The following is a 19,183-nucleotide window of genomic DNA, read 5'->3' as shown; positions in this document are numbered from 1 at the left end:
TCGGAGATTTCTCGGTTTCTCGGGCTTTTCCCGAACCGGTGGTGCTGCCCGCCTTTCACGAAGCGGCGGCGGGCAGCACCACCTCGAAGCGGCAGCCGCCCGGGACGTTGCGCACGGTGGCCGTGCCCTGGTGGGCCTCCACGATGCCGCGCACGATCGCCAGCCCAAGTCCCGCGCCCGCGGGGGGAGTCCGGGCATGCGTACCGCGCCAGCCCGTGTCGAAGACGCGCGGCAGATCCTCCTCGGGGATGCCTCCGCAGCCGTCGGTGACGGACAGCACGACGCCGTCGGACGAGCGCTCGGCGGCCACCGCGACCGTGCCGTCGGCGGGCGTCCTGCGGATCGCGTTGACCAGCAGATTGCCCAGCACGCGGCTCATCTCCTTGCCGTCCACCTCCACCGGCACCGGCTCGATCCGGTCGCCGACCAGCCGTACGCCGTGCTCGCGCGCCAGCGGGTCGGCGCCGGCGAGGGCGTCGCCGACGAGGTCGTACAGGGACATCCGGCTCGGGCTGAGCGCGAGTGCGCCCGCGTGGATGCGGGACAGTTCGAAGAGGTCGCCCACCATGCCGTTGAGGCGTTCGACCTCCGCGCGCATCTGCTTGAGGTAGCGGTCGGGGTCGGTGGCGACGCCGTCCTCCAGGGCCTCGGACATGGCGCGCAGCCCGGCGAGCGGCGTGCGCAGGTCGTGGGAGATCCAGGCGACGAGTTCACGGCGCGAGGTCTCCAGGGCGCGCTCACGCTCCCTGGACTCGGCGAGTCTGACGCTGGTGGCCTCCAACTCGCGGCTCAGCGCGGCGAGTTCGGCCGTGGCGGGGCCGTCGGGCGAGGTGAAGTCGCCGCCGTCGCCGAAGGAGCGCGCGGCCAGCGCCAGGGCGCGGCTGCGCGCGGCGACCCAGCGGCCCAGGAGCAGGGCGGTGACCAGGGAGACCACGGCGGCCATCGCGACGACGGTCGTGACGACCTTCAGGTCGTGCGCGGACAGGAACATGGCCTGCGCGACCGCGAGGGTGCCCGCGAGCATGGCGGTGACGGCGACGGCGGCGACCACGCCGAGGTGCAGGGCGAGCGAGCGGCGCCGGACCAGCAGCAGGACGCCGGCGCCGAGGAGTCCGGCCGCGGCGGCGCCGAGGAAGGCGAACAGGGCGATGAGGAGGTTGTCGCGCATGCTCACGCCTCCGCTCGGAAGCCGTCGCCGGGCTGCTCGGCGCCGGAGCCGCCCCCGGGTCCGGCGCCGCGGCCGTCGCCGGAGCCGTCGAAGCGGTAGCCGACGCCCCACACGGTCTGGATCAGCCGGGGCCTGCCCGGGTCGTCCTCGACCTTGCCGCGCAGCCGCCGTACATGGACGGTGACGGTGGACAGGTCGCCGAAGTCCCAGCCCCACACCTCGCGCATCAGGTCCTCGCGACTGAAGACCCGGCCGGGGTTGCGCAGGAAGAAGGCGAGGAGGTCGAACTCCCGGATGGTGAGGGCGAGTTCGGTGCCGTTCTTGAGGGCGCGGCGGGCCGCCGGGTCCATCGAGAGCCCGGCGGCGCGCAGCACACGGGCCGGTGCGGCCGGACGGGTGCGGCGCAGCACCGACTCGACGCGCAGGACGAGTTCGCGGGGGCTGAAGGGCTTGGTGACGTAGTCGTCGGCGCCGACCTCCAGGCCGAGGATGCGGTCGTCCTCGTCGCCGCGCGCGGTGAGCATGATGACCGGCACGGGTCCCTGGCCCCGCATCCGGCGACACACCTCCAGGCCGTCCATGCCGGGCAGCATCAGGTCCAGGACGACGAGGTCCGGCCAGTTCGCGGCGGCCAGGGCGAGCGCGTCGGGGCCGTCGCCGGCCCGGTCGACGACGTATCCGGCCCGGTCGAGGTATCCGGTGACGACCTCGGCGACGGTGGGATCGTCGTCGACGACGAGCACCCGGGCCCCGGTCTGTCCGTACTGCTGCTGCTCCATGCTGCCAGCGTCGCACCGCGCGCCCGCGAGCGCCGCCACCGGGCCCTGACGTCCGTGTTTCGTAAGGTGCCGGTGTCCGGTTTGCCGGTTTCTCGCTCGTAGGGTGAAAGCCGTGACGAGCCCTTCCGACGAAGACCAAAGAGGACCGGTCGACGATCTGGTCGACAATCCGGTCGCGGCGTCCGTGGACGTCGTCCTGCCCTGCCTCGACGAGGCCGAGGCGCTGCCCCGGGTGCTGGAGCGCATCCCGCCCGGCTGGCGCGCGCTCGTCGTGGACAACGGCTCGACCGACGGCTCGGCGGGGATCGCCCGGGCCCTCGGCGCCCGGGTCGTACGGGAGGAGCGACGCGGCTTCGGTGCCGCCTGCCATGCGGGGCTCAGTGCCGCCAGCGCGGACATCGTCTGCTTCTGCGACTGCGACGCCTCGCTGGACCCGGCCGACCTGGTGCCGTTCGTGCGCAGGATCGTGGCCGGTGAGGCCGATCTGGTGCTCGGCCGCCGGCGCCCGCAGGCCCGCGGTGCCTGGCCCGTACACGCGCGGGCCGGCAACCTCGCGCTCGCCCGGCTGCTGCGCCGCCGCACCGGGCTGCGCCTGCGCGACCTCGGGCCGCTGCGCGCCGCCCGCCGGGAGGACCTGGTCTCCCTCGGGCTGACCGACCGCCGCAGCGGCTATCCGCTGCAGATGGTGGTGCGCGCCGCGGACGCGGGCTGGCGCATCGCCGAGTACGACGTCCCCTACCGCCCGCGCGCGGGCACCTCCAAGGTGACCGGCACCTGGCGCGGCACCTGGCAGGCGGTGCGCGACATGAGCCGGGTGCTGGCCGAGCCGCCGGCGCCGCGCCCGGTGGCGGCGGAAGGAGCCCGCCGATGACCACGCTCCTCGTCGTCGCGAAGGAGCCCCGGCCCGGGCGGGTGAAGACGCGGCTGACGCCGCCGTTCACTCCGCGGGAGGCCGCCGCGCTCGCGGAGGCGGCGCTCGCGGACACCCTGGAGGTCGTGGCCCGGACGCCGGCCCGCCGCCGGGTCCTGGTCCTCGACGGCGAGCCGGGCCCCTGGCTGCCGTCCGGCTTCGAGGTCCTACGGCAGTGTCCGGGCGGCCTCGACGAGCGGCTGGCCGCCGCGTTCGCGCACTGCACGGGGCCCTCCCTGCTCATCGGCATGGACACGCCCCAGGTGACGCCGGAGCTGCTGGCGGTGGACTTCGCCGACTGCGACGCGTACTTCGGACCGGCCGAGGACGGCGGCTTCTGGGCGCTGGGGCTGGCCGAACCGGACCCCGCGCTGCTGCTCGGCGTCCCGATGTCGACGTCCCGCACGGGCGCCGTGCAGCGGGCCCGGCTGGCCGGACTGCGCGTGCGGGACCTGCCGCCGCTGCGGGACGTGGACACGGCACGGGACGCCGAACTGGTCGCCTCGGCGTCGCCCGGCGGCCGTTTCGCCGCGGAACTGAAGCGGCTCACGGCGGCGGCCCGATGAGCGGCGCCCCGGATGTGACGACACGGCCGGTCCCGCAGCAGGGAGCGGTTCGGCACGGGCGGGACACGGGGGCCGACGGCACCGCCCCGACCGCCACCACCTACGACGACAACACCTGGACAGCGGACCCCTACGCCGACGCCCTGCGCACCGGCCGCGGCCCCCTCTTCCTGCGCCGTGCCGACGGGTGGCTGTTGCTGCTGGAGGTGGAGCGCTGGTGCGCGGACCCCGACGCGGCCGATCTCGAGGTGCTGCGGCGCTGCGAGGGCTCGGTGCTCGACGTGGGGTGCGGGCCGGGACGGCTGGTCGTGGAACTCGGCGCCCGCGGCTGCCCGGTGCTCGGCATCGACGTGAGCGAGGCGGCCGTGTCCCGCACGATCGGGCTCGGCGGGCAGGCCCTGCAGCGCTCCGTCTTCGAGCCGCTGCCCGCCGAGGGCCGCTGGGGCACCGTGCTCCTGATCGACGGCAACATCGGCATCGGCGGCGACCCGGCAGCCCTGCTCGCCCGCACCGCCCAACTCCTCGCCCTCGGCGGCCTGTTGATCGCCGAGACGGTGAACGACCCCTCCGTGGACGAGCGAGTCGACGTCCACGTGACCGACGCCCGCGGCGCCACCGGCAGCTCCTTCCCCTGGGCCCGCCTGGGCACCCCGGCCCTCCTACGCCACGCCCACCGCACCGGCTGGCACGCCACCGCCCAATGGACCACCAACGGCCGCTCCTTCGTGGCACTACGCAGCCGCGGGGGCGGCATGGAGGGCAACACCGGGCACTGATCGCCCGGGCACCACCGGCACCCCGGAGTGCTGCCGGGCCACGCGCAGGGCGCCGGCTGGCGGGGTGTTGGCTCATGGACGACCGGTGACCGCTCGTTCGCCGCCCCGCTCAACCGCAGCACGGAGGGCGGCAACGGGCGTCAATCGGCTCGGGCCGCCGCAACTAGCGCGCGGGACAAGTGACTTGGAGGCCGACCTCCGGAGCACGACCCGCAGCCCCTCCCCCCCGGGCCCCGCTGCACCACCCCGCACACCCGCCCAGGCCAGAGGGCCGTCGGTCAGGGATGACCGACGGCCGCTCCTTCGCCGCCCTGCGCAGCCGCGACCCCGGTACGGGCGGCAGCGCCGGGCGCTGGTGGAACCGGGTCTGCCTCAACGACCCCGCGGTGCAGTCGGCTTTCTTCTCCGTCGGCCTACGAACAGCACCGCCGAACCCGCGAAGAGGGTCGCCGTTGTCAGGAGCCAGTGCTCCAGGAAGCGGTCTGCGGGGAGGGCGGTGGCGGCGGTGTAGCGGGTTGTTACCTGGCCGGTGATCAGGGGGAACCAGACGAGCAGGAGGAGCAGGGAGAGGGCGGCGGGTACGCGGACGTATCCGACCCAGGTGCGTCGCGGGCCGGACGCCCGTACCAGCAACCGGTCCGCTGCCGCGTACAGCGGCAGCAGGACCAGGTCGTGGACGAGTGCCGCCCCCACGATCCACAGGGCGATCTCGAACCACTCCCCGTCCAGCAGCCGCACCCCGGCGTAGGCGGACAGGGCGAACGAGCAGGCCAGCAGCAGGAGTTGGAGCGGGCTGCCGAGCGGCAGAGTCAAGCGGGGGCGTGTCATCACAGGTCTCCGAAGGTCAGCTCGGCCACCCACTTGGTGTTGAGCACACCGGGCGCCGCGGGGACGATGATCCGTGCCGGATGGCCGTGGTCGGGGGTCAGGGGCTCACCGTTGACGAACAGGGCGAGCAGCGAGCGCGGGTCGGCGACCTGGTTGGCCCGCAGGGCGGCCCGGCGGAAGGCGCCATGGCGTTGCAGCGACTGCACGAACACGTCCGGCGGATCACCGTCGTACCCCACGAGCGCCGCGAGATCCCGCAGCCGTACACCGCGCCACCACTGGTCGGAGGTCGACCATCCCTCCACACAGGCGATGGGCAACGACGAGCTGTGCAACGGCAGTTGGAGCAGTTCGGCACGGCTGAGACGGACCGTGCCGGTGCGTCCCCGCACCACCAGCCGCCACGCCTCCTCACTCCGGTCGGCCGCGGTGACCCCGGCGTAGGCGGCGGTCTTGTTGATCTGGAAGCCGCCCGGCCCACTGCCCGGATCGGCGCCGTGCGGGGCCAGCACGGCACTCCACCGCAGCCCGTCGAAGCCCTGCCCCACCGTCGTGCCGAACAGCAGCAGCGACCCGCCCCCGACCAGCCCGAGCGCCCCGCGCCGGGACACCGTCGGCGGATCGGGGTTCACGGACACCAAGTCGTTGCGTTCCTCGCGCAGTTGACGCAGGTTGCGCCACGCCGTCGGCATCTTCAGCACGGCGTGGGCGAGGAACGCGCCGAAGAACACCCAGGCGCCGTAGAAGTGCAGGGGGTAGAAGGAGCCGGGGAAGATGTAGTCCAGCTGGACGTTGAGCACACCGGTGACGAACTCGAACAGGCCCCCGCCGACCAGCAGGAGCAACGACAGACGCTCCAGCGCGTGCGTGACGGAGCGGGCCGGCGGCAGCGTGAACAGCTTGGGCACCACCGACCACAGCTTGGCCAGCAGGACCGGGATCAGCGTGATCCCGAGAGTGACATGGACGCCCTGCGTGAGCCGGTACAGCCAGTGCGGGTCGGTCGGCCAGGAGAAGAGATAGAAGCCGAGCAGGCCCTTGTCGGGTGTCTTGTCGTTCACCGGCGACAGGTCCGGGTTGTACGCGGCGTACGAGAGCAGTCCCGTCACGAACAGCACGGTGATCCCGACGAGCAGGACGACGCCGAGCACCGAGGTGAACCAGGGGCCGCGCAGCGGGCTGCGCCAGAAGGAGGGCGAGAAGGGAGTGCGTCTCATGCCCCGACCGTAGGTCGCAACCACCCCACGAGAGGGTCCGTGAACCATGACGAAACTCTGACGTCCGCGCACGTCAGCCGCTCGGAGGAAGCTCGGCCGCCTAGCGTTTGCGCCGTGAAACGCGATCTGCGCCGAGATCTGTACGCCGCCGCCGCGGCCGCGCTCCTGGTCCTGGCCGCCGTCCTGGTCGGCCGGTCCATCGAGCACCGCCACGGAACGCTCCGCGTCGACTGGCCACCGTTCCTGGCCAGCTGGGGACCCCATGTCGGCCCCGGCACCCCGGCGGCCGTCGCCGTCGCGCTGGCCGTCGTCTCCTACGGCCCCGCCCTCGCGGCCCGGCTGCCCTGGCGGACTCTGCTGTTCACGGCCTGGGGCACCGCCATGGCCTGGACCTGGTCCCTCGCCCTGATCGACGGCTGGGACCGCGGCATCGCCCGGCGGCTGACCACGCGGTACGAATACCTCCAGGTCATCGACCGGTTCCACGACATCCCGCACACCCTGCGGGACTTCACCCAGCACATCCTGCTGAACTCCCCCGACCACTGGCCCGCCCATATCGCGGGCCACCCCCCGGCGGCCACCCTCACCTTCGTGTTCCTCGACCGGATCGGTCTGCACGGCGGCGGCTGGGCGGGCGCCTTCGTCATCACCGTCGGCACGACCGCCGCGGCGGCGGTCCTGATCGCCGTACGCACCCTCGCCGACGAACGGCTCGCCCGCCGCGCGGCGCCCTTCCTGGTGCTGACGCCCGGCGCGGTGTGGATGGGCACGTCGGCGGACGGCTACTTCACGGCGGTCGCGGCCTGGGCCGTCGCGCTGCTGGCCCTCGCGGCGACGGGCCACCACCCGCGCCGTACGGGTCTCGCCTCGGGCCTGCTGTTCGGCCTGACCGCGTATCTGTCCTACGGCCTCACGCTCTTCGCCCTGATCGCCGCCGCCGTCCTCTTCCTGGGCTTCCGCCTCACCCGCCGTCGCCCCTCCCTCCCGTTCCTCCGCCTCCTTCCCTTCCTTCTCGCCGGATTCGCGGTCGTCCCGGCGGTGTTCACCGCGCTGGGCTTCAACTGGTGGGAGGCGTACCGCCTGTTGGTCACCCGCTACTACCAGGGCGCGGCAGCGGTGCGCCCGTACGGCTACTGGATCTGGGCGAATCTCGCCTGCACCGTGTGCATCGTCGGCCCGGCGACGGCGGCCGCCCTGCCCCGTGCCGGGGCCACCCTGCTCAGACGCTCACCGGCGCCCGCCCTGCGGCTCGGCGTCCTCGTGGGCGCCGCCCTGCTCGCCCTGTTCGCGGCCGACATCTCCGGCATGAGCAAGGCGGAGACGGAACGCATCTGGCTGCCGTTCGCGATGTGGCTGCTGCCGTGCTGCGCGCTCCTGCCGCGTCCGCGCGCGTGGCTGGCCGCTCAGGCCGTGCTCGCCCTGCTGGTCAACCACCTGCTGCTGACGGGCTGGTGACGTCTGCTCAACGGGGCCGGGGCAGCGGCTGCTCGGCCCAGATCACCTTGCCGTACGGCGTGTGCCGTGTCCCCCAGCGTTCGGTGAGCCGGGCGACCAGGAAGAGTCCGCGGCCGCCCTCGTCCTCGGTGCGGGCACGGCGCAGCCGGGGCGAGGTGCTGCTGCCGTCGGAGACCTCGCAGATCAGCGCGCGGTCGCGCAGCAGGCGCAGCTGGACGGGGCCGGTGGCGTGGCGGATGGCGTTGGTGACGAGTTCGCTGGCGACCAGTTCGGTGGTGAAGGCCAGGTCGTCCAGGTCCCAGGCGGCGAGCTGTCCCGTGACCGCGGTGCGGGCGCGGGAGACGACGGCCGGGTCGCTGGGCAGGTCCCACTGGGCGACGCGGTCCGGGCCGAGGGCATGCGTGCGGGCGACCAACAGGGCCACGTCGTCGCTCGGCCGGTTCGGCAGCAGGGAGTCCAGGACCGCCTCGCAGGTGTCCTCGGGAGTCCGGCCCACGGCTGCCAGTACGGTGCGCAGCCGGTCCAGGCCCGCGTCGATGTCACGCAGCCGGTCCTCGACCAACCCGTCGGTGTAGAGCACCAGTTGGCTGCCCTCGTCCAGTTCGAGCTCGACGGTCTCGAAGGGCATGCCGCCCAGCCCCAGGGGCTGCCCGGCCGGCAGGTCGACGAACTCGACCGTGCCGTCCGGCGCGACGACCGCGGGCAGCGGGTGCCCGGCGCGGGTGAGGGAGCAGCGCCGGGACACCGGGTCGTAGACGGCGTACAGGCAGGTCGCGCCGACGATGCCGGAGTCGGCCTGGGTGCTCTCCACCGCCCAGCCCTCGCCGTGGTCGAGGCGTCCGACCAGGTCGTCGAGATGGGCGAGGAGGTCGTCGGGCGGCAGGTCGAGGGAGCAGAAGTTGTGCACCGCGGTGCGCAGCCGCCCCATGGTCGCCGCGGCGTGCAGGCCGTGGCCGACGACATCGCCGACGACCAGCGCCACCCGGGCGCCGGACAGCGCGATGACGTCGAACCAGTCGCCGCCGACACCGGCGTGCGCGGGCAGATAGCGGTAGGCGACCTCGACGGCGCTCGGCTCGGGGCGGCCCTTGGGTAGCAGGCTGCGCTGCAGGGTGAGGGCGGTGTTGTGCTCGCGCGTGTAGCGGCGGGCGTTGTCGATGCAGACCGCGGCGCGCAGCACCAGCTCCTGCGCGAGGGAGAGGTCGTCCTCCTCGAAGGAGGCGGGCCGCACGGAGCGGTAGAAGCTGACCACGCCGAGCGTGGTGCCACGGGCCCGCAGCGGTACGGCGATCAGGGAGTGGGCGCCCGCGGCGAGCACCCGTTCCAGCCGGGCCGGATCCTGGGCGAGCCAGCCGCCCGCCTCGGCCAGGACCGACTCCATGACGGACTGGTGGGTCTCCAGGCAGCGGGCCTGCGGCGTGGAGGGGACGTACTCGACGGTGTCGCCGACGTCGTACAGATTGGCCGGGCGGGTGCGTACGGAGCGGATGGCCACCCGGCGCAGCGCGCTCAGGCCGCCGAGCGTCTCGGGGTCCTCGCCGCGCAGCACCGCGTCGGGCAGGTCTACGGCGACGAAGTCGGCGAACCGGTCCACCGTCACCTCGGCCAGCTCCTCCGCGGTACGGGTGACGTCGAGCGTGGTGCCGATGCGAAGACCGGCCTCGTGCAGCAACTCCAGCCGTCTGCGGGCGAGTACGGCCAGCCGCCCGACCCCGGGCTCCCCGACGAGCAACAGCCGCTGCTCGGCCCCGTCGAGGAGGTCGCCGACGGTTTCGGGGGGTTGGGGGGCCGGGGGTGCGCCTGCCGCGGCTGCAGCGGTGGCTTGCGGCGTGGGGGGCGTGGCGCCGGTGGGTGGTGTGACCGGTGGTGTGGTTGGCGGCGCGGGCTGCGTGGCGCCGGTGGGCGGTGTGGCAGGCGGCGTTACCGGTGGTGTATCCGGTGATGTGGTCGGCAGTCCGAAGCCGGTCAGTCGTGGTCCGCCGAGGATGCGCGCTTCGACGGCGGCGCCCGCCTCCCCGGCGGCGCCCGTGATCCGGCGCCGCAGCAGTGTGGCGACCCGGCCGCTGGGCAGGGCCACCTCGTCGAGGGTGCGCAGTGGGGAGGCGATGAGCTCCTCGGCCCTCTCCCGCAGCACGGCCAGGTCGATCCGGCCGAGCGCCACGCCGTCGTGGTCGGCGCCGTGCCCCGGGACCGACCGGCCGGAGCGTGGCGCTCCGCCCGCCTCGAGTCCGGCCCGCCGGTACGCGGCGAGCAGCGCCTTCTCCCGGTCCGTGGCCTGGTCCAGGAGCAGGCCCTCGATGTCGCGGGCGGCCGTACGCACCAGCCGCAGCATGGCGGGGTCGCCGTCGTCGCGCAGACAGGTGAGGTCCAGTACGGCCTCGATGCGCCCGCTGAGCGGGTTGCGCACCGGCGCGCCCGCGCAGGCGAAGGGCTGCAGGCAGTCGGCGAAGTGTTCGCGGCCGACGACGTAGACGGGGCCACGCTGGGCGAGAGCGGTGCCGACGCCGTTGGTGCCCGCCACCGGTTCGGAGGCGTCGAACCCCGGCGCGAAGTGCACCTCGTCGAGGCGGTCGCGCAGGTGCCTGTCCCCGCCGAGCCGCTGGATCAGCCGGCCCCGCGCGTCGCACAGGGCGATCGCGGTCCCCATCTCCGCCAGCGTGGTCCGCAGGTCGGCCAGTACGGGTTCGGCCGCGCGCAGGACGCGGTCGTCCAGGGTGAGGCCGGCCTCGTAGGGAAGGAGCAGATGCTGCGGCTGGAGCCCGACCGAGCGGCAGCGCTTCCAGGACTCCAGGACCGGGCCCCGGACATCGGCGTCGACGCTCGCGCCGGCCAGAAAACGTTCATGGGCATCGACGAGTCCGCCGATGTCGTCCCAGGCGACGGACAACGAGATCACTTCCCTCACCCGGAGCAGGCCCGCGCGCACGCCGCCGATCGGCACGCCCGGACGTCCTCCAAGCGACATTCACCCTAGCCCTCGTGTGACCTACGCCACAACGCCAGCCCCGAGCCGCCCCCGCCACGGACGTCAACCCCGGTGGGCGTTCGCCGGAGTCGAGGAGCAGCCTGGCGGCCTCGGCGACGGCCGTCCGGACGAGCATCACCCCGGCGAGCGTGGACAGGGCGCAGACCGCGCCGCCGCCGGGCAGGCCGAGGAGGGCGTTGCAGCGCGGGGTGCCGCCTCGGGCACCGCCCGGGCGACGGCCTCGGCAGGATGGTCGGCCGACGGCGGCGGGACCGTGAGGGCGTTGCCCGGACCGGCCACCCCCTCGCCGAGGACACCGCCGTCCACCGCATCCACGAGGACCGCGCGGTTACGGGTACCGCCGGCGCCGATACCGATCACCAGCGGCGGCACCGACGCACCGGCACCTGGGTTCACGTCGCCGTCCGTGGCTCTGCGGCCGGAGGATGACCGCGCCGTCGGACTCCAGTTGCCGCGTCGTCCGCCCGCCCGCGCGCCGTTGGCTGCCGGACACCGCCTCGTCACGCCGGGCGGGAACGGTTCCGCCGTCCCCTCCTGCCTCGCGCCGCACCCCGTCGCCCGGGCCGATGTGAGCCGACGTGAAAGGACGCCGTGCGCCGTGTCCCCGCTCCCGCTCGAAGACGTCCGCGAAACACCCCCCACCGGGTCCCCCACGCCTCCCCCGACCCCGACACCCTCCCCGCCCCCTCTCCCGTCACCCTCCGCTTCCCTCCCGGCCTGCCCATCCCCTCCTCCCTCACCTTCCGCCTCCCTCGCGGCGCGCCCATCTCCGCCACTCTCGCCCTCCGGCCCCCTCCCAGCCTGCTCACCCCCGCCGCCCTCACCCTCCGCTCCCCTCCCGGCCTGCCCGCCGCCGTCCCCCTCGCTCTCCCTTTCGCCCGCACCCTCCCCACCCCCGTCACCCTCGCCCTCCCCTTCCCCGTCACCCAGCCCACCCCCCTCGCTCCCCCTCTCCCCCACTCTCACCCTCCGCCCAACCCCCACCCCCCGTCTCCTGCGCCGAATCCTGGTGATCCTCCCCCTGTTGCTGGTCGCCCTGTGGGCCGTGCTCGACTGGCGTACCGTCCGTGACGGGATCGTGCGGCTTGCCAGCTCCGACCCCCGGTGGCTGTTGCTCGCGTTGGTGTTCACGTGCCTGGGGTGGCTGACCGCTGCGTGTGTCCGGCAGGGCGCCCTGCCGGAACGGCTGCCGACGGGGCTGCTGATCGCCTCGCAGTTCGCCGCCGGGGCGGCCAATCATGTGCTGCCGGCCAGTATCGGCGCCCACGCCGTCACCCTGCGCTTTCTGCTGGGCCGTGGCATCCCCCTGGCCCGGGCCACCGCCTCCCTCGCCCTCTACTCGGTGGTCAGGCCGATCGCGAAGACGCTGGTGCTCCTGGTCTTCCTGGTGGCCTGCCCGGGTGTGCTGGTGGCGGGCGACCTCGTACCGGACGAGGGGACGCTGTTCCTGGTCGCCGCGGGAGCGACGCTCGGTCTCGGGCTCACGGCCCTGCTCGTGGCGACCGTGCGCCCGCTGCGCCGCCCGCTCCTCGACGCCCTGCGCTGCGCCCTCACCGACGTACGCCTGCTGCACACCAGGCCCTCCCGGGTCCTCGCCCTGTGGGGCGGGGCGGCCGCGGCCCCGGTGCTGCAGGCGAGCGTGATCTTCGCGGTGGGGGCGGCGCTCGGCTCGCCGCTGTCCTGGGCGCAGGTCACCTTCGCCTTCCTGGCCGCGAGCACGGCGGTCGGAGCCGTACCGGCACCGGGCGGCATCGGTCCGATCGACGCGGCCGTCGTGGTCGCCATGGTCGCGCTCGGCGCCCCGGTGGAGGTGTCGGCGACGGCCGTCATCGGCTATCGCGTCCTGACGGTCTGGCTGCCCCTGCTGCCGGGCGCCCTGGTGCTCTCCGCGCTGGTGCAGCGAAAGGTGCTGTGAACCCGCGGGCGACCGGATCACCGAAGGCGAGGGGCACCGCGCGGAATAGACAGATCTGTTTACCGCGTTGCCCACACCTGCACGGCCAGCCCCGCCCACCCCGAGGAAGCCCCCAGATGAACCCCCTCGCCCAGCACGAGGCCGCACCCGAGACCGGCCACGAGCCCGGCCACGAGCCCGCGCCCCGCCCTGCTGCTGCGCGCGGGCGCGACGAACGGGGCGGAACGAGCATGCTGAGCCGCGCCCGCCGCACACGCCTCACCCTGCCCCACCACGCCCCTGCTCACTACACTGACGCCCTGACCACCGCGGACTGATCGGGATGCGGGTGCACGACGAATCGCCGGCCACGACCGGCTCCATGACCGGGCAGACCGCCTGCGGCAAGGGCGCGCACGGCCCGCTGCGCACCTTCCTGCACACCGAGACGGGCAGCGCGGCGGTCCTGCTCGGCGCCGTGGTGGCAGCGCTCGTATGGGCCAACGTCGCGCCCGGGACGTACGACTCCTGGTGGCGGACCGAGATGTCGCTGCGCATCGGCTCGGTCGGGGTGTCCCTGGATCTGCGCGAGTGGGTCAACAGCGGGCTGATGGCGCTGTTCTTCTTCGTCGTGGGCCTGGAGGCACGACGCGAGTTCGACATGGGCGAGCTGCGCGAACGCCGCCGGCTCGCGCTGTCGGCGGTCGCCGGGGTCAGCGGGATGCTCGTCCCCGCGGCGATCTATCTCGCCGTCAACGCGGGCGAACCCTCCCTGCACGGCTGGGGCGCGGCCATGTCCACGGACACGGCCTTCGCGCTCGGCATGCTCGCCGTCTTCGGTGCGCGGCTGCCGGGCGGTCTGCGCGTCTTCCTGCTGACGGTGGCGGTCACCGACGACCTGCTGGCCCTGGCCGTCATCGCCTTCGCCTACAGCGACGAGATCCATCCGCCCGCGCTGCTCACGGCACTGGGCATCTTCGCCGCGCTCCTCGTCCTGCGCTCCGCGGGGGTACGGACCTCGGGGGTGTACGCGGTGCTGGCCGTCGCCCTGTGGGGCGCCCTGCTGCGGTCGGGTGTGGACCCGGTGGTCAGCGGGCTGAGCGTGGGCCTGCTCACCTACGCCCACCCGGCCGAGCGGCACGCCCTGGAGCGGGTCAGCCGGCTCTTCCGCGGCTTCCGGGAGCAGCCGACGCCCGAACTGGAACGCACCGTGCGCCGCGGTCTGGCCTCCGCGCTCTCGCCCAACGAGCGGCTCCAGCGCATGTTCCACCCCTGGACGAGCTATGTCATCGTGCCGCTGTTCGCGCTGGCCAACGCCGGACTCGCCATCGACGCCGACCAGTTGACGGGCGCCTTCACCTCGCCGGTCACGCTCGGCATCCTGCTCGGCTACGTCGTCGGCAAGCCGGCGGGCATCCTGGGCGCCACCTGGATCACGGCCCGGGTGAGCGGGGGGCGGCTGCGCCCGGCGGTCGGCTGGGGTGCCGTCGCGGCGGGCGGGAGTCTGGCCGGTGTGGGGTTCACGGTGTCGCTGCTGATCGCCACGCTCGCCTTCGACGGAACGCAACTGGAACAGGCGAAGGTCGGCATCCTGACGGCCGTTCTGGCGTCCTTCCTGATCACCTGGTCGGTGACGCGGGTCATCGCGATGCTGTCCCCGCGGGCGCGCACCCGCGCCCTGCTCGGCGAGGGCCACACGATCGTGGATCTCAGCGAACCCGTCGACGTGGAGCGCGACCATGTGCGCGGCCCGCTCGGCGCGCCGGTCACGCTCGTCGAGTACGGCGACTACGAGTGCCCGTACTGCGGTCTCGCGGAGTCCGTGGTGCGTGAACTGCTCGCCGAGTTCGGCGACGACCTGCGCTACGTGTGGCGGCATCTGCCCCTCACGGACGTCCACCCGAACGCCCAACTCGCCGCGGAGGCGGCCGAGTCCGCGGCGGCACAGGGGATGTACTGGGAGATGCACGACATCCTGATCAGCCACCAGGGAGACCTGCGGCTGAAGGACGTACTGGCCTACGCCGAACAGATCGGGCTCGACACCGAGGCATTCCGCCGCGACCTGCGCGCCCGCACCGGCGCGCAGCGGGTGGCCGAGGACGTCGAGTCGGCGGACCTCAGCAGCGTCACCGGCACCCCGACATTCTTCGTCAACGGCCGCCGCCACCACGGCGCCTACGACGCCGCGTCCCTGTCCAGGGCCGTACGGGCCGCCCGCGACCGGGCGGAACTGGCGCAGGCGGACCCGTCACGCTGACGGGACCGCAGTGCTCAGGCTCCGCGGCGCTGCTGCTGGACGACCTTCATCAGGTCCTGCAGCGCGGACCGGGTCTCGCGGTCGTGCCCGTCGTCGATCGCGGCGAGAGCGGTGGCCGCGGCCGCGCGGACCTCGTGGGGCAGTCCGTCGGCGGCGGTGAGGTGGTAGGCGGCGTTGCGGCGCGCCCTGCGCTCGGCGGCGTCCACCGCGTCGGGGCCGGAGAGGGGGAAGACGGCGGCGCTGTACGCCGAGATCCCGAGCATCATCATGTCCGCGATGCCGTCGGCGTAGCCGAGCGCGGCGGCCCTGCCCCGGCTCTCCCGGACGGTCGCGATCATATGGCGGCGGGACAGGAGGGAACCCAGAGCACCGCCGCCACCCAGGGACAGGGCGCAGGCGACGGCGAGGAACGGACCCTCCCACACGTAGCCCGTGATTCCCCCGAGGATCGCGAGCGCGGCGGTCCACGCGGCCGCCGTGCGGGCGCTTATCTGCTCGGGTGTGGTGTTCATGAACGGCAGTCTCCCAGCAGGTGTCGACGGCATCCGCGCGGGGTCGCGCGGTCCGTCCGCCGTCGCCATCGCGCCTGCCGGACAGGGTGGGGCTGCGGGGTGTGGGCTACGGGGTGTACCGCGCGGGCCTGGTCGCGAGGTGCAGCAGCTGCTCCAGGGGACCGCGCCGGAAGAAGTGGGACCACACGGTGGCCAGGAGCATCGCCGCCGCTACGAAGGCCAGCAGCACGGGCAGCGCGGACATGGTGTCGGCGTCGACCACGGCCACGTACCGGACGTCGACCAGGAGCCAGAGGGCGACGATGTGCAGGACGTAGACGGTCAGCGCCATCCTGCCCACCGCGGAGACGGGTGAGGCGAGGCGGGTGAGGCGCGGTGCCCGGTCGGCGACCGTCAGACACCCGGCCACGACCGCGAGCGCCACTCCGGTGTTGCCGAGGATCGAGAACGTGGTCTGGCTGTGCGGTGCGGCCACCAGCAGCCAGGACAGCGGCGTGACGTCGTAGGGCTCGCCCACCGCGTCGGACCACCACGCCGACGACGCCGAACCGCCGTCCGTGGCCGACGCGATGGTGGTCAGCGCGTGCGGGGCGAGGTGCAGGGCCAGCCAGGAGCCGCCGTAGCCGAGGACCGCGAGCGCTGCGCCGGTCAGGGCGAGCCGGGCGCGGAGGCCGGGCCGGCCGAGGTCCAGCCGGGCCACCGCCATGCCCGCGAGCAGGAACGGCACCCAGGTCACGACCGGGTATTCGCCGGTGAACAGCAGCTCCACCACGCCGTCCGTGCCGGTGAGCCGGGCCAGCGGATCATGCGCGACGACCGCGTCGGCCCAGGTGCCCTCCTCGATCGACTTCGTGGTGTAGAGGAGTTGGGGCAGGACGAGGGCGCCGGTGGCGGCGAGGAGCGCGAGGGTCGAGGCGCGCAGCCGGTACAGCGGGAGGACCGCGAGGAAGAGCAGTCCGTAGAAGCTGAGGATCACGTCGACCTCGGTGTCCAGGGCGGTCAGGGCGTAGCCGAGCGGCAGCAGGACCACGGCCCGGATCACGATCCTGACCACCGCCTGCCGCCCCGCGCGTCCGGTCCGGGGCCGGGGGCGTCCGGTGATGATGACCAGCGAGAACCCGGCCAGCAGCGCGAACAGCGCGGAGGACCGGCCACGCGCCGTCTCCAGCAGAAAGCCGACGGGCCCACCGACCGTGACGTCGGGACCGACATGCGCGGAGTACATCCCGAACACGGCCAGCCCACGCGCCAGATCGACCCCGACCAATCGCGCGGCCGTCCGCGGGGCAGGGGGCCGTGCCTGCGACTCGGGGGACGCCGTCGACGATGCCGCGGGGGAAGCGTCATGAGTCATGCCACCACCGTCCCCGGCCCACCCCCCACGGCCCACCCGACAACTGTCCGAAGCACCCCCACCAACCGGCCGGAACCACACAACCGCCCGGAACCACAGGACCGCCCGGCCGGTCCCAGTCCTCGACCGACCGGAGCCGAGTCGTGACCCGTTGGTGGGTGGCGGTCGGGCTGGTACTCATCGAGCGGTGGACAGCCGTGGAGCGGAGTGCGCATGATCCGTGTACTGGTGGTCGACGACGAGGCCCTGGTCCGTACGGGCTTCACCCATATCCTCGACGCCGCGGAGGACATCAGGGCCGTGGCGGCGGTGCCCGGTGGTCAGGCGGTGCGGGCCGCCGGGGAGTTGCGTCCCGATGTCGTCCTGCTCGACGTGCGGATGCCCGACGTGGACGGACTGACGGTCCTGGCCGAACTGCGCAGGACGCCCGACCCCCCGGTCGTCGCCATGCTGACGACGTTCGACACCGACGAGTACGTCGAGGCGGCGCTGCGCTCCGGCGCCGCCGGCTTCCTCCTGAAGGACACCGACCCCGAGCAACTGCCGTATCTGATACGCACGTTGGCCGACGGCGGAACCGTACTGTCGTCGCAGGTCACCCGCACCGTGGTGGACGGCTTCCTCGGACAGGGCCTGCGCGAGCCCTACGCCGTGCGTCTCGTCTCCCGGCTGAGCGAGCGCGAGCGTGCCGTGCTCGCCCTGATGGCCGAGGGGCGCTCCAACACCGACATAGGCGACCGGCTCCATCTGAGCACCGGCACCGTGAAGGGCCATGTCAGCGCGGTCTTCGAGAAGTTGCACGTCGACAACCGCGTACAGGCCGCGCTGGTCGCCCAGCGCGCGGGCCTGCTCGGGCCGCCCCGGGGCGGAGCCGCGCGATGAGCTCCCGCCGTCCGCCCGCCCTGCTGCTGGACCTGGTCCTGGTCGTGGCCGCGCTGCTCGACGTGTGGGCGAACGTCGACAGCGAGGACCGTCTGCCGCGCGTGTGCGGCCTGGTCGCGGCGCTGGCCCTGCTGCTGCGCCGCCACCGGCCGTTGCTCACCTTCGCGTTCACCCTCCCCACCGCCCTGACCGGCGACGCGGTGTTCGCCACGATGGCCGCGCTGTACACGCTCTCCTCGCTCAGCCGCCGCCGCGGCCTGCTCGCGGTCTGCGCGCTGACCTTCGCGGTGAGCGACTTCATGCCCTGGCCGTGGACGTCCCTGGAGGTCGACGAACTCGGCGAGACCTACACCCTGGTCGACATCACCTTCACCCTCGCCACCGCCGCCGCACCCGTCTTCCTCGGCCAGCTCGTCCAGGCCCGGCGTGAGCTGTCACTGCGGCTCGCGCAGATCTCCGAGGCCCGCGAGCAGGAGCAACTGCTCACCGCACAGGCGGTGTTGGCGAAGGAACGGGCGCAACTCGCCCGCGAGATGCACGACGTCGTCTCCCACCAGGTCAGCCTGATCGCCGTACAGGCCGGCGCCCTCCAGGTGGGCAGCCCGGACGCCGAGGCGAGAGCGGCCGCGGCCACCATCCGCCGGCTCAGCGTCCAGACGCTGGAGGAGCTGCGGCACATGGTGGGCGTCCTGCGCGCCTCGGGCAGCCGCCCCACCGAGCTGACGCCGCAGCCCTCGCTCACCGACCTCCGCCGGCTGATCGACGCAAGCGGCATAGAGACCGTCCTGGAGACGGATCTGCCCGACGGCCTCCCGCCCGCCCTGCAGCGCGCCGTCTACCGGACCGTCCAGGAGGCCCTGACCAACGTCCGCAAACACGCCCCGGGCGCCACCGCCACCGTCCGCATCCGGCACCGCGGCGACACTCTCCGCGCCACCGTCACCAACACCGCGGCCACCCGCCCCGCGCTGCGCCTGCCCGGAGCCCACCACGGCCTGGTCGGCCTGCGCCAACGCGCCGCCCTGCTCGGCGGAACCGTCACCTCCGGCCCCACACCCGACGGCGGCCACACCCTGTGCCTGACCCTCCCGGCCGACGCCCGTACGGACCCCGACCGAGCGGAACACGCCGGATGACGCCACCCTCGTCAGCCCTCGTCAGCCCTCGTCGGCCCCGTCAGCCCTCGTCCTCGGTCAGCCGCAGCGAAATGCTGTTGATGCAGTACCGCTGGTCCGTGGGAGTGCCGTAGCCCTCGCCCTCGAAGACATGCCCGAGATGCGACCCGCAGCGGGCGCACCGCACCTCGGTGCGGACCATCCCGTGCGAGCGGTCCTCGATGAGCTCGACCGCGTCGGTGTCCTTGGGGTCGAAGAAGGACGGCCAGCCGCAGTGGGAGTCGAACTTGGTCTCCGAGGTGAACAGGTCGGCCCCGCAGGCGCGGCAGGAGTAGACGCCCTTGGTCTTGGTGTTGGTGTACTCACCCGTGAAGGCGGGCTCGGTGGCGGCCTGGCGCAGCACGGCGTACTCGGAGGGGGTCAGCTCCGCGCGCCATTGCTCGTCCGGCTTTTCGACGTCGTACGACATGAGCCTCAG

18 protein-coding genes are annotated in these 19,183 nt (G+C 73.6%); 9 read left to right on the top strand and 9 right to left on the bottom strand.

Features of this window, described 5'->3' with window-relative positions; genetic code table 11:
* Positions 1-55: 55 nt before the first annotated feature.
* On the bottom strand, positions 56-1,168 hold the full coding sequence (locus MQN93_RS01135; protein ID WP_242707903.1) for a sensor histidine kinase: 1,113 nt from the start codon (positions 1,166-1,168) through the stop codon (positions 56-58).
* Between the two features lie 2 nt (positions 1,169-1,170).
* On the bottom strand, positions 1,171-1,947 hold the full coding sequence (locus tag MQN93_RS01130) for a response regulator transcription factor (protein WP_242707902.1): 777 nt from the start codon (positions 1,945-1,947) through the stop codon (positions 1,171-1,173).
* A 157-nt stretch (positions 1,948-2,104) separates the two neighbouring features.
* Between MQN93_RS01130 and MQN93_RS01125 the strand changes: the two genes are divergently transcribed.
* The 3 genes from MQN93_RS01125 to MQN93_RS01115 are packed head-to-tail and all read left to right on the top strand — an operon-like array spanning position 2,105 to position 4,199.
* On the top strand, positions 2,105-2,818 hold the full coding sequence (locus MQN93_RS01125) for a glycosyltransferase family 2 protein (RefSeq protein WP_278190307.1): 714 nt from the start codon (positions 2,105-2,107) through the stop codon (positions 2,816-2,818).
* Entirely contained in the window at positions 2,815-3,423 is a 609-nt protein-coding gene (locus tag MQN93_RS01120; protein ID WP_242707901.1) for a TIGR04282 family arsenosugar biosynthesis glycosyltransferase, read from the top strand. The genes MQN93_RS01125 and MQN93_RS01120 overlap by 4 nt, the downstream gene beginning before the upstream one ends.
* Positions 3,420-4,199, top strand: coding sequence for a class I SAM-dependent methyltransferase (locus MQN93_RS01115; protein WP_242707900.1), 780 nt, complete (start codon positions 3,420-3,422; stop codon positions 4,197-4,199). The genes MQN93_RS01120 and MQN93_RS01115 overlap by 4 nt, the downstream gene beginning before the upstream one ends.
* Before the next feature lie 372 nt (positions 4,200-4,571).
* Here the strand turns inward: MQN93_RS01115 and MQN93_RS01110 are convergent, their stop codons facing one another.
* A complete protein-coding gene (locus MQN93_RS01110; RefSeq protein ID WP_242707899.1) occupies positions 4,572-5,027 on the bottom strand; it encodes a hypothetical protein in 456 nt (151 codons plus the stop codon).
* Positions 5,027-6,244, bottom strand: coding sequence for a molybdopterin-dependent oxidoreductase (locus MQN93_RS01105; RefSeq protein WP_242707898.1), 1,218 nt, complete (start codon positions 6,242-6,244; stop codon positions 5,027-5,029). The genes MQN93_RS01110 and MQN93_RS01105 overlap by 1 nt, the downstream gene beginning before the upstream one ends.
* A 114-nt stretch (positions 6,245-6,358) precedes the next feature.
* On the opposite strand from MQN93_RS01105, the gene MQN93_RS01100 reads away from it, so the two are divergent.
* The gene (locus MQN93_RS01100; protein WP_242707897.1) at positions 6,359-7,702 is read left to right on the top strand and encodes a hypothetical protein; all 1,344 of its coding nucleotides are present in this window, start codon (positions 6,359-6,361) and stop codon (positions 7,700-7,702) included.
* Between the two features lie 7 nt (positions 7,703-7,709).
* On the opposite strand, the gene MQN93_RS01095 is transcribed toward MQN93_RS01100, so the two are convergent.
* Together MQN93_RS01095 and MQN93_RS44340 are read right to left on the bottom strand one after the other, a co-directional pair.
* A complete protein-coding gene (locus MQN93_RS01095; protein WP_242707896.1) occupies positions 7,710-10,643 on the bottom strand; it encodes a SpoIIE family protein phosphatase in 2,934 nt (977 codons plus the stop codon).
* Positions 10,644-10,802: 159 nt separating this feature from the next.
* Positions 10,803-11,084: a hypothetical protein gene (locus MQN93_RS44340; protein ID WP_372504237.1), complete on the bottom strand. Its 282-nt coding sequence runs from the start codon at positions 11,082-11,084 to the stop codon at positions 10,803-10,805.
* A gap of 613 nt (positions 11,085-11,697) precedes the next feature.
* On the opposite strand from MQN93_RS44340, the gene MQN93_RS01085 reads away from it, so the two are divergent.
* From MQN93_RS01085 to nhaA, 3 genes are all read left to right on the top strand, one after another.
* Positions 11,698-12,603: a lysylphosphatidylglycerol synthase transmembrane domain-containing protein gene (locus MQN93_RS01085; protein WP_242707895.1), complete on the top strand. Its 906-nt coding sequence runs from the start codon at positions 11,698-11,700 to the stop codon at positions 12,601-12,603.
* A 116-nt stretch (positions 12,604-12,719) separates the two neighbouring features.
* Positions 12,720-12,920, top strand: a complete 201-nt coding sequence (locus MQN93_RS01080) for a hypothetical protein (protein ID WP_242707894.1) — start codon at positions 12,720-12,722, stop codon at positions 12,918-12,920.
* A 44-nt stretch (positions 12,921-12,964) separates the two neighbouring features.
* Complete coding sequence (gene nhaA, locus MQN93_RS01075; protein ID WP_242707893.1) at positions 12,965-14,842, top strand: Na+/H+ antiporter NhaA; 1,878 nt, start codon at positions 12,965-12,967, stop codon at positions 14,840-14,842.
* A gap of 14 nt (positions 14,843-14,856) precedes the next feature.
* On the opposite strand, the gene MQN93_RS01070 is transcribed toward nhaA, so the two are convergent.
* Together MQN93_RS01070 and MQN93_RS01065 are read right to left on the bottom strand one after the other, a co-directional pair.
* Positions 14,857-15,354 carry a hypothetical protein gene (locus tag MQN93_RS01070; protein WP_016432036.1) on the bottom strand — a complete coding sequence of 166 codons (498 nt, stop codon included), beginning with the start codon at positions 15,352-15,354 and terminating at the stop codon, positions 14,857-14,859.
* 106 nt (positions 15,355-15,460) lie between these two features.
* Positions 15,461-16,708, bottom strand: a complete 1,248-nt coding sequence (locus MQN93_RS01065; RefSeq protein WP_242707892.1) for a DUF418 domain-containing protein — start codon at positions 16,706-16,708, stop codon at positions 15,461-15,463.
* Positions 16,709-16,921: 213 nt separating this feature from the next.
* On the opposite strand from MQN93_RS01065, the gene MQN93_RS01060 reads away from it, so the two are divergent.
* Positions 16,922-17,590: a response regulator gene (locus tag MQN93_RS01060; protein ID WP_016432038.1), complete on the top strand. Its 669-nt coding sequence runs from the start codon at positions 16,922-16,924 to the stop codon at positions 17,588-17,590.
* Complete coding sequence (locus MQN93_RS01055) at positions 17,587-18,726, top strand: sensor histidine kinase (RefSeq protein WP_242707891.1); 1,140 nt, start codon at positions 17,587-17,589, stop codon at positions 18,724-18,726. Before MQN93_RS01060 ends, MQN93_RS01055 begins: the two co-directional genes overlap by 4 nt.
* Before the next feature lie 40 nt (positions 18,727-18,766).
* On the opposite strand, the gene msrB is transcribed toward MQN93_RS01055, so the two are convergent.
* Positions 18,767-19,174, bottom strand: coding sequence for a peptide-methionine (R)-S-oxide reductase MsrB (gene msrB, locus MQN93_RS01050; protein WP_016432040.1), 408 nt, complete (start codon positions 19,172-19,174; stop codon positions 18,767-18,769).
* Between the last annotated feature and the right edge of the window lie 9 nt (positions 19,175-19,183).

This window comes from Streptomyces spinosisporus (assembly GCF_022698145.1).
Classification (GTDB): domain Bacteria; phylum Actinomycetota; class Actinomycetes; order Streptomycetales; family Streptomycetaceae; genus Streptomyces; species Streptomyces spinosisporus.
This window is presented reverse-complemented; position numbering and strand designations above follow the sequence as displayed.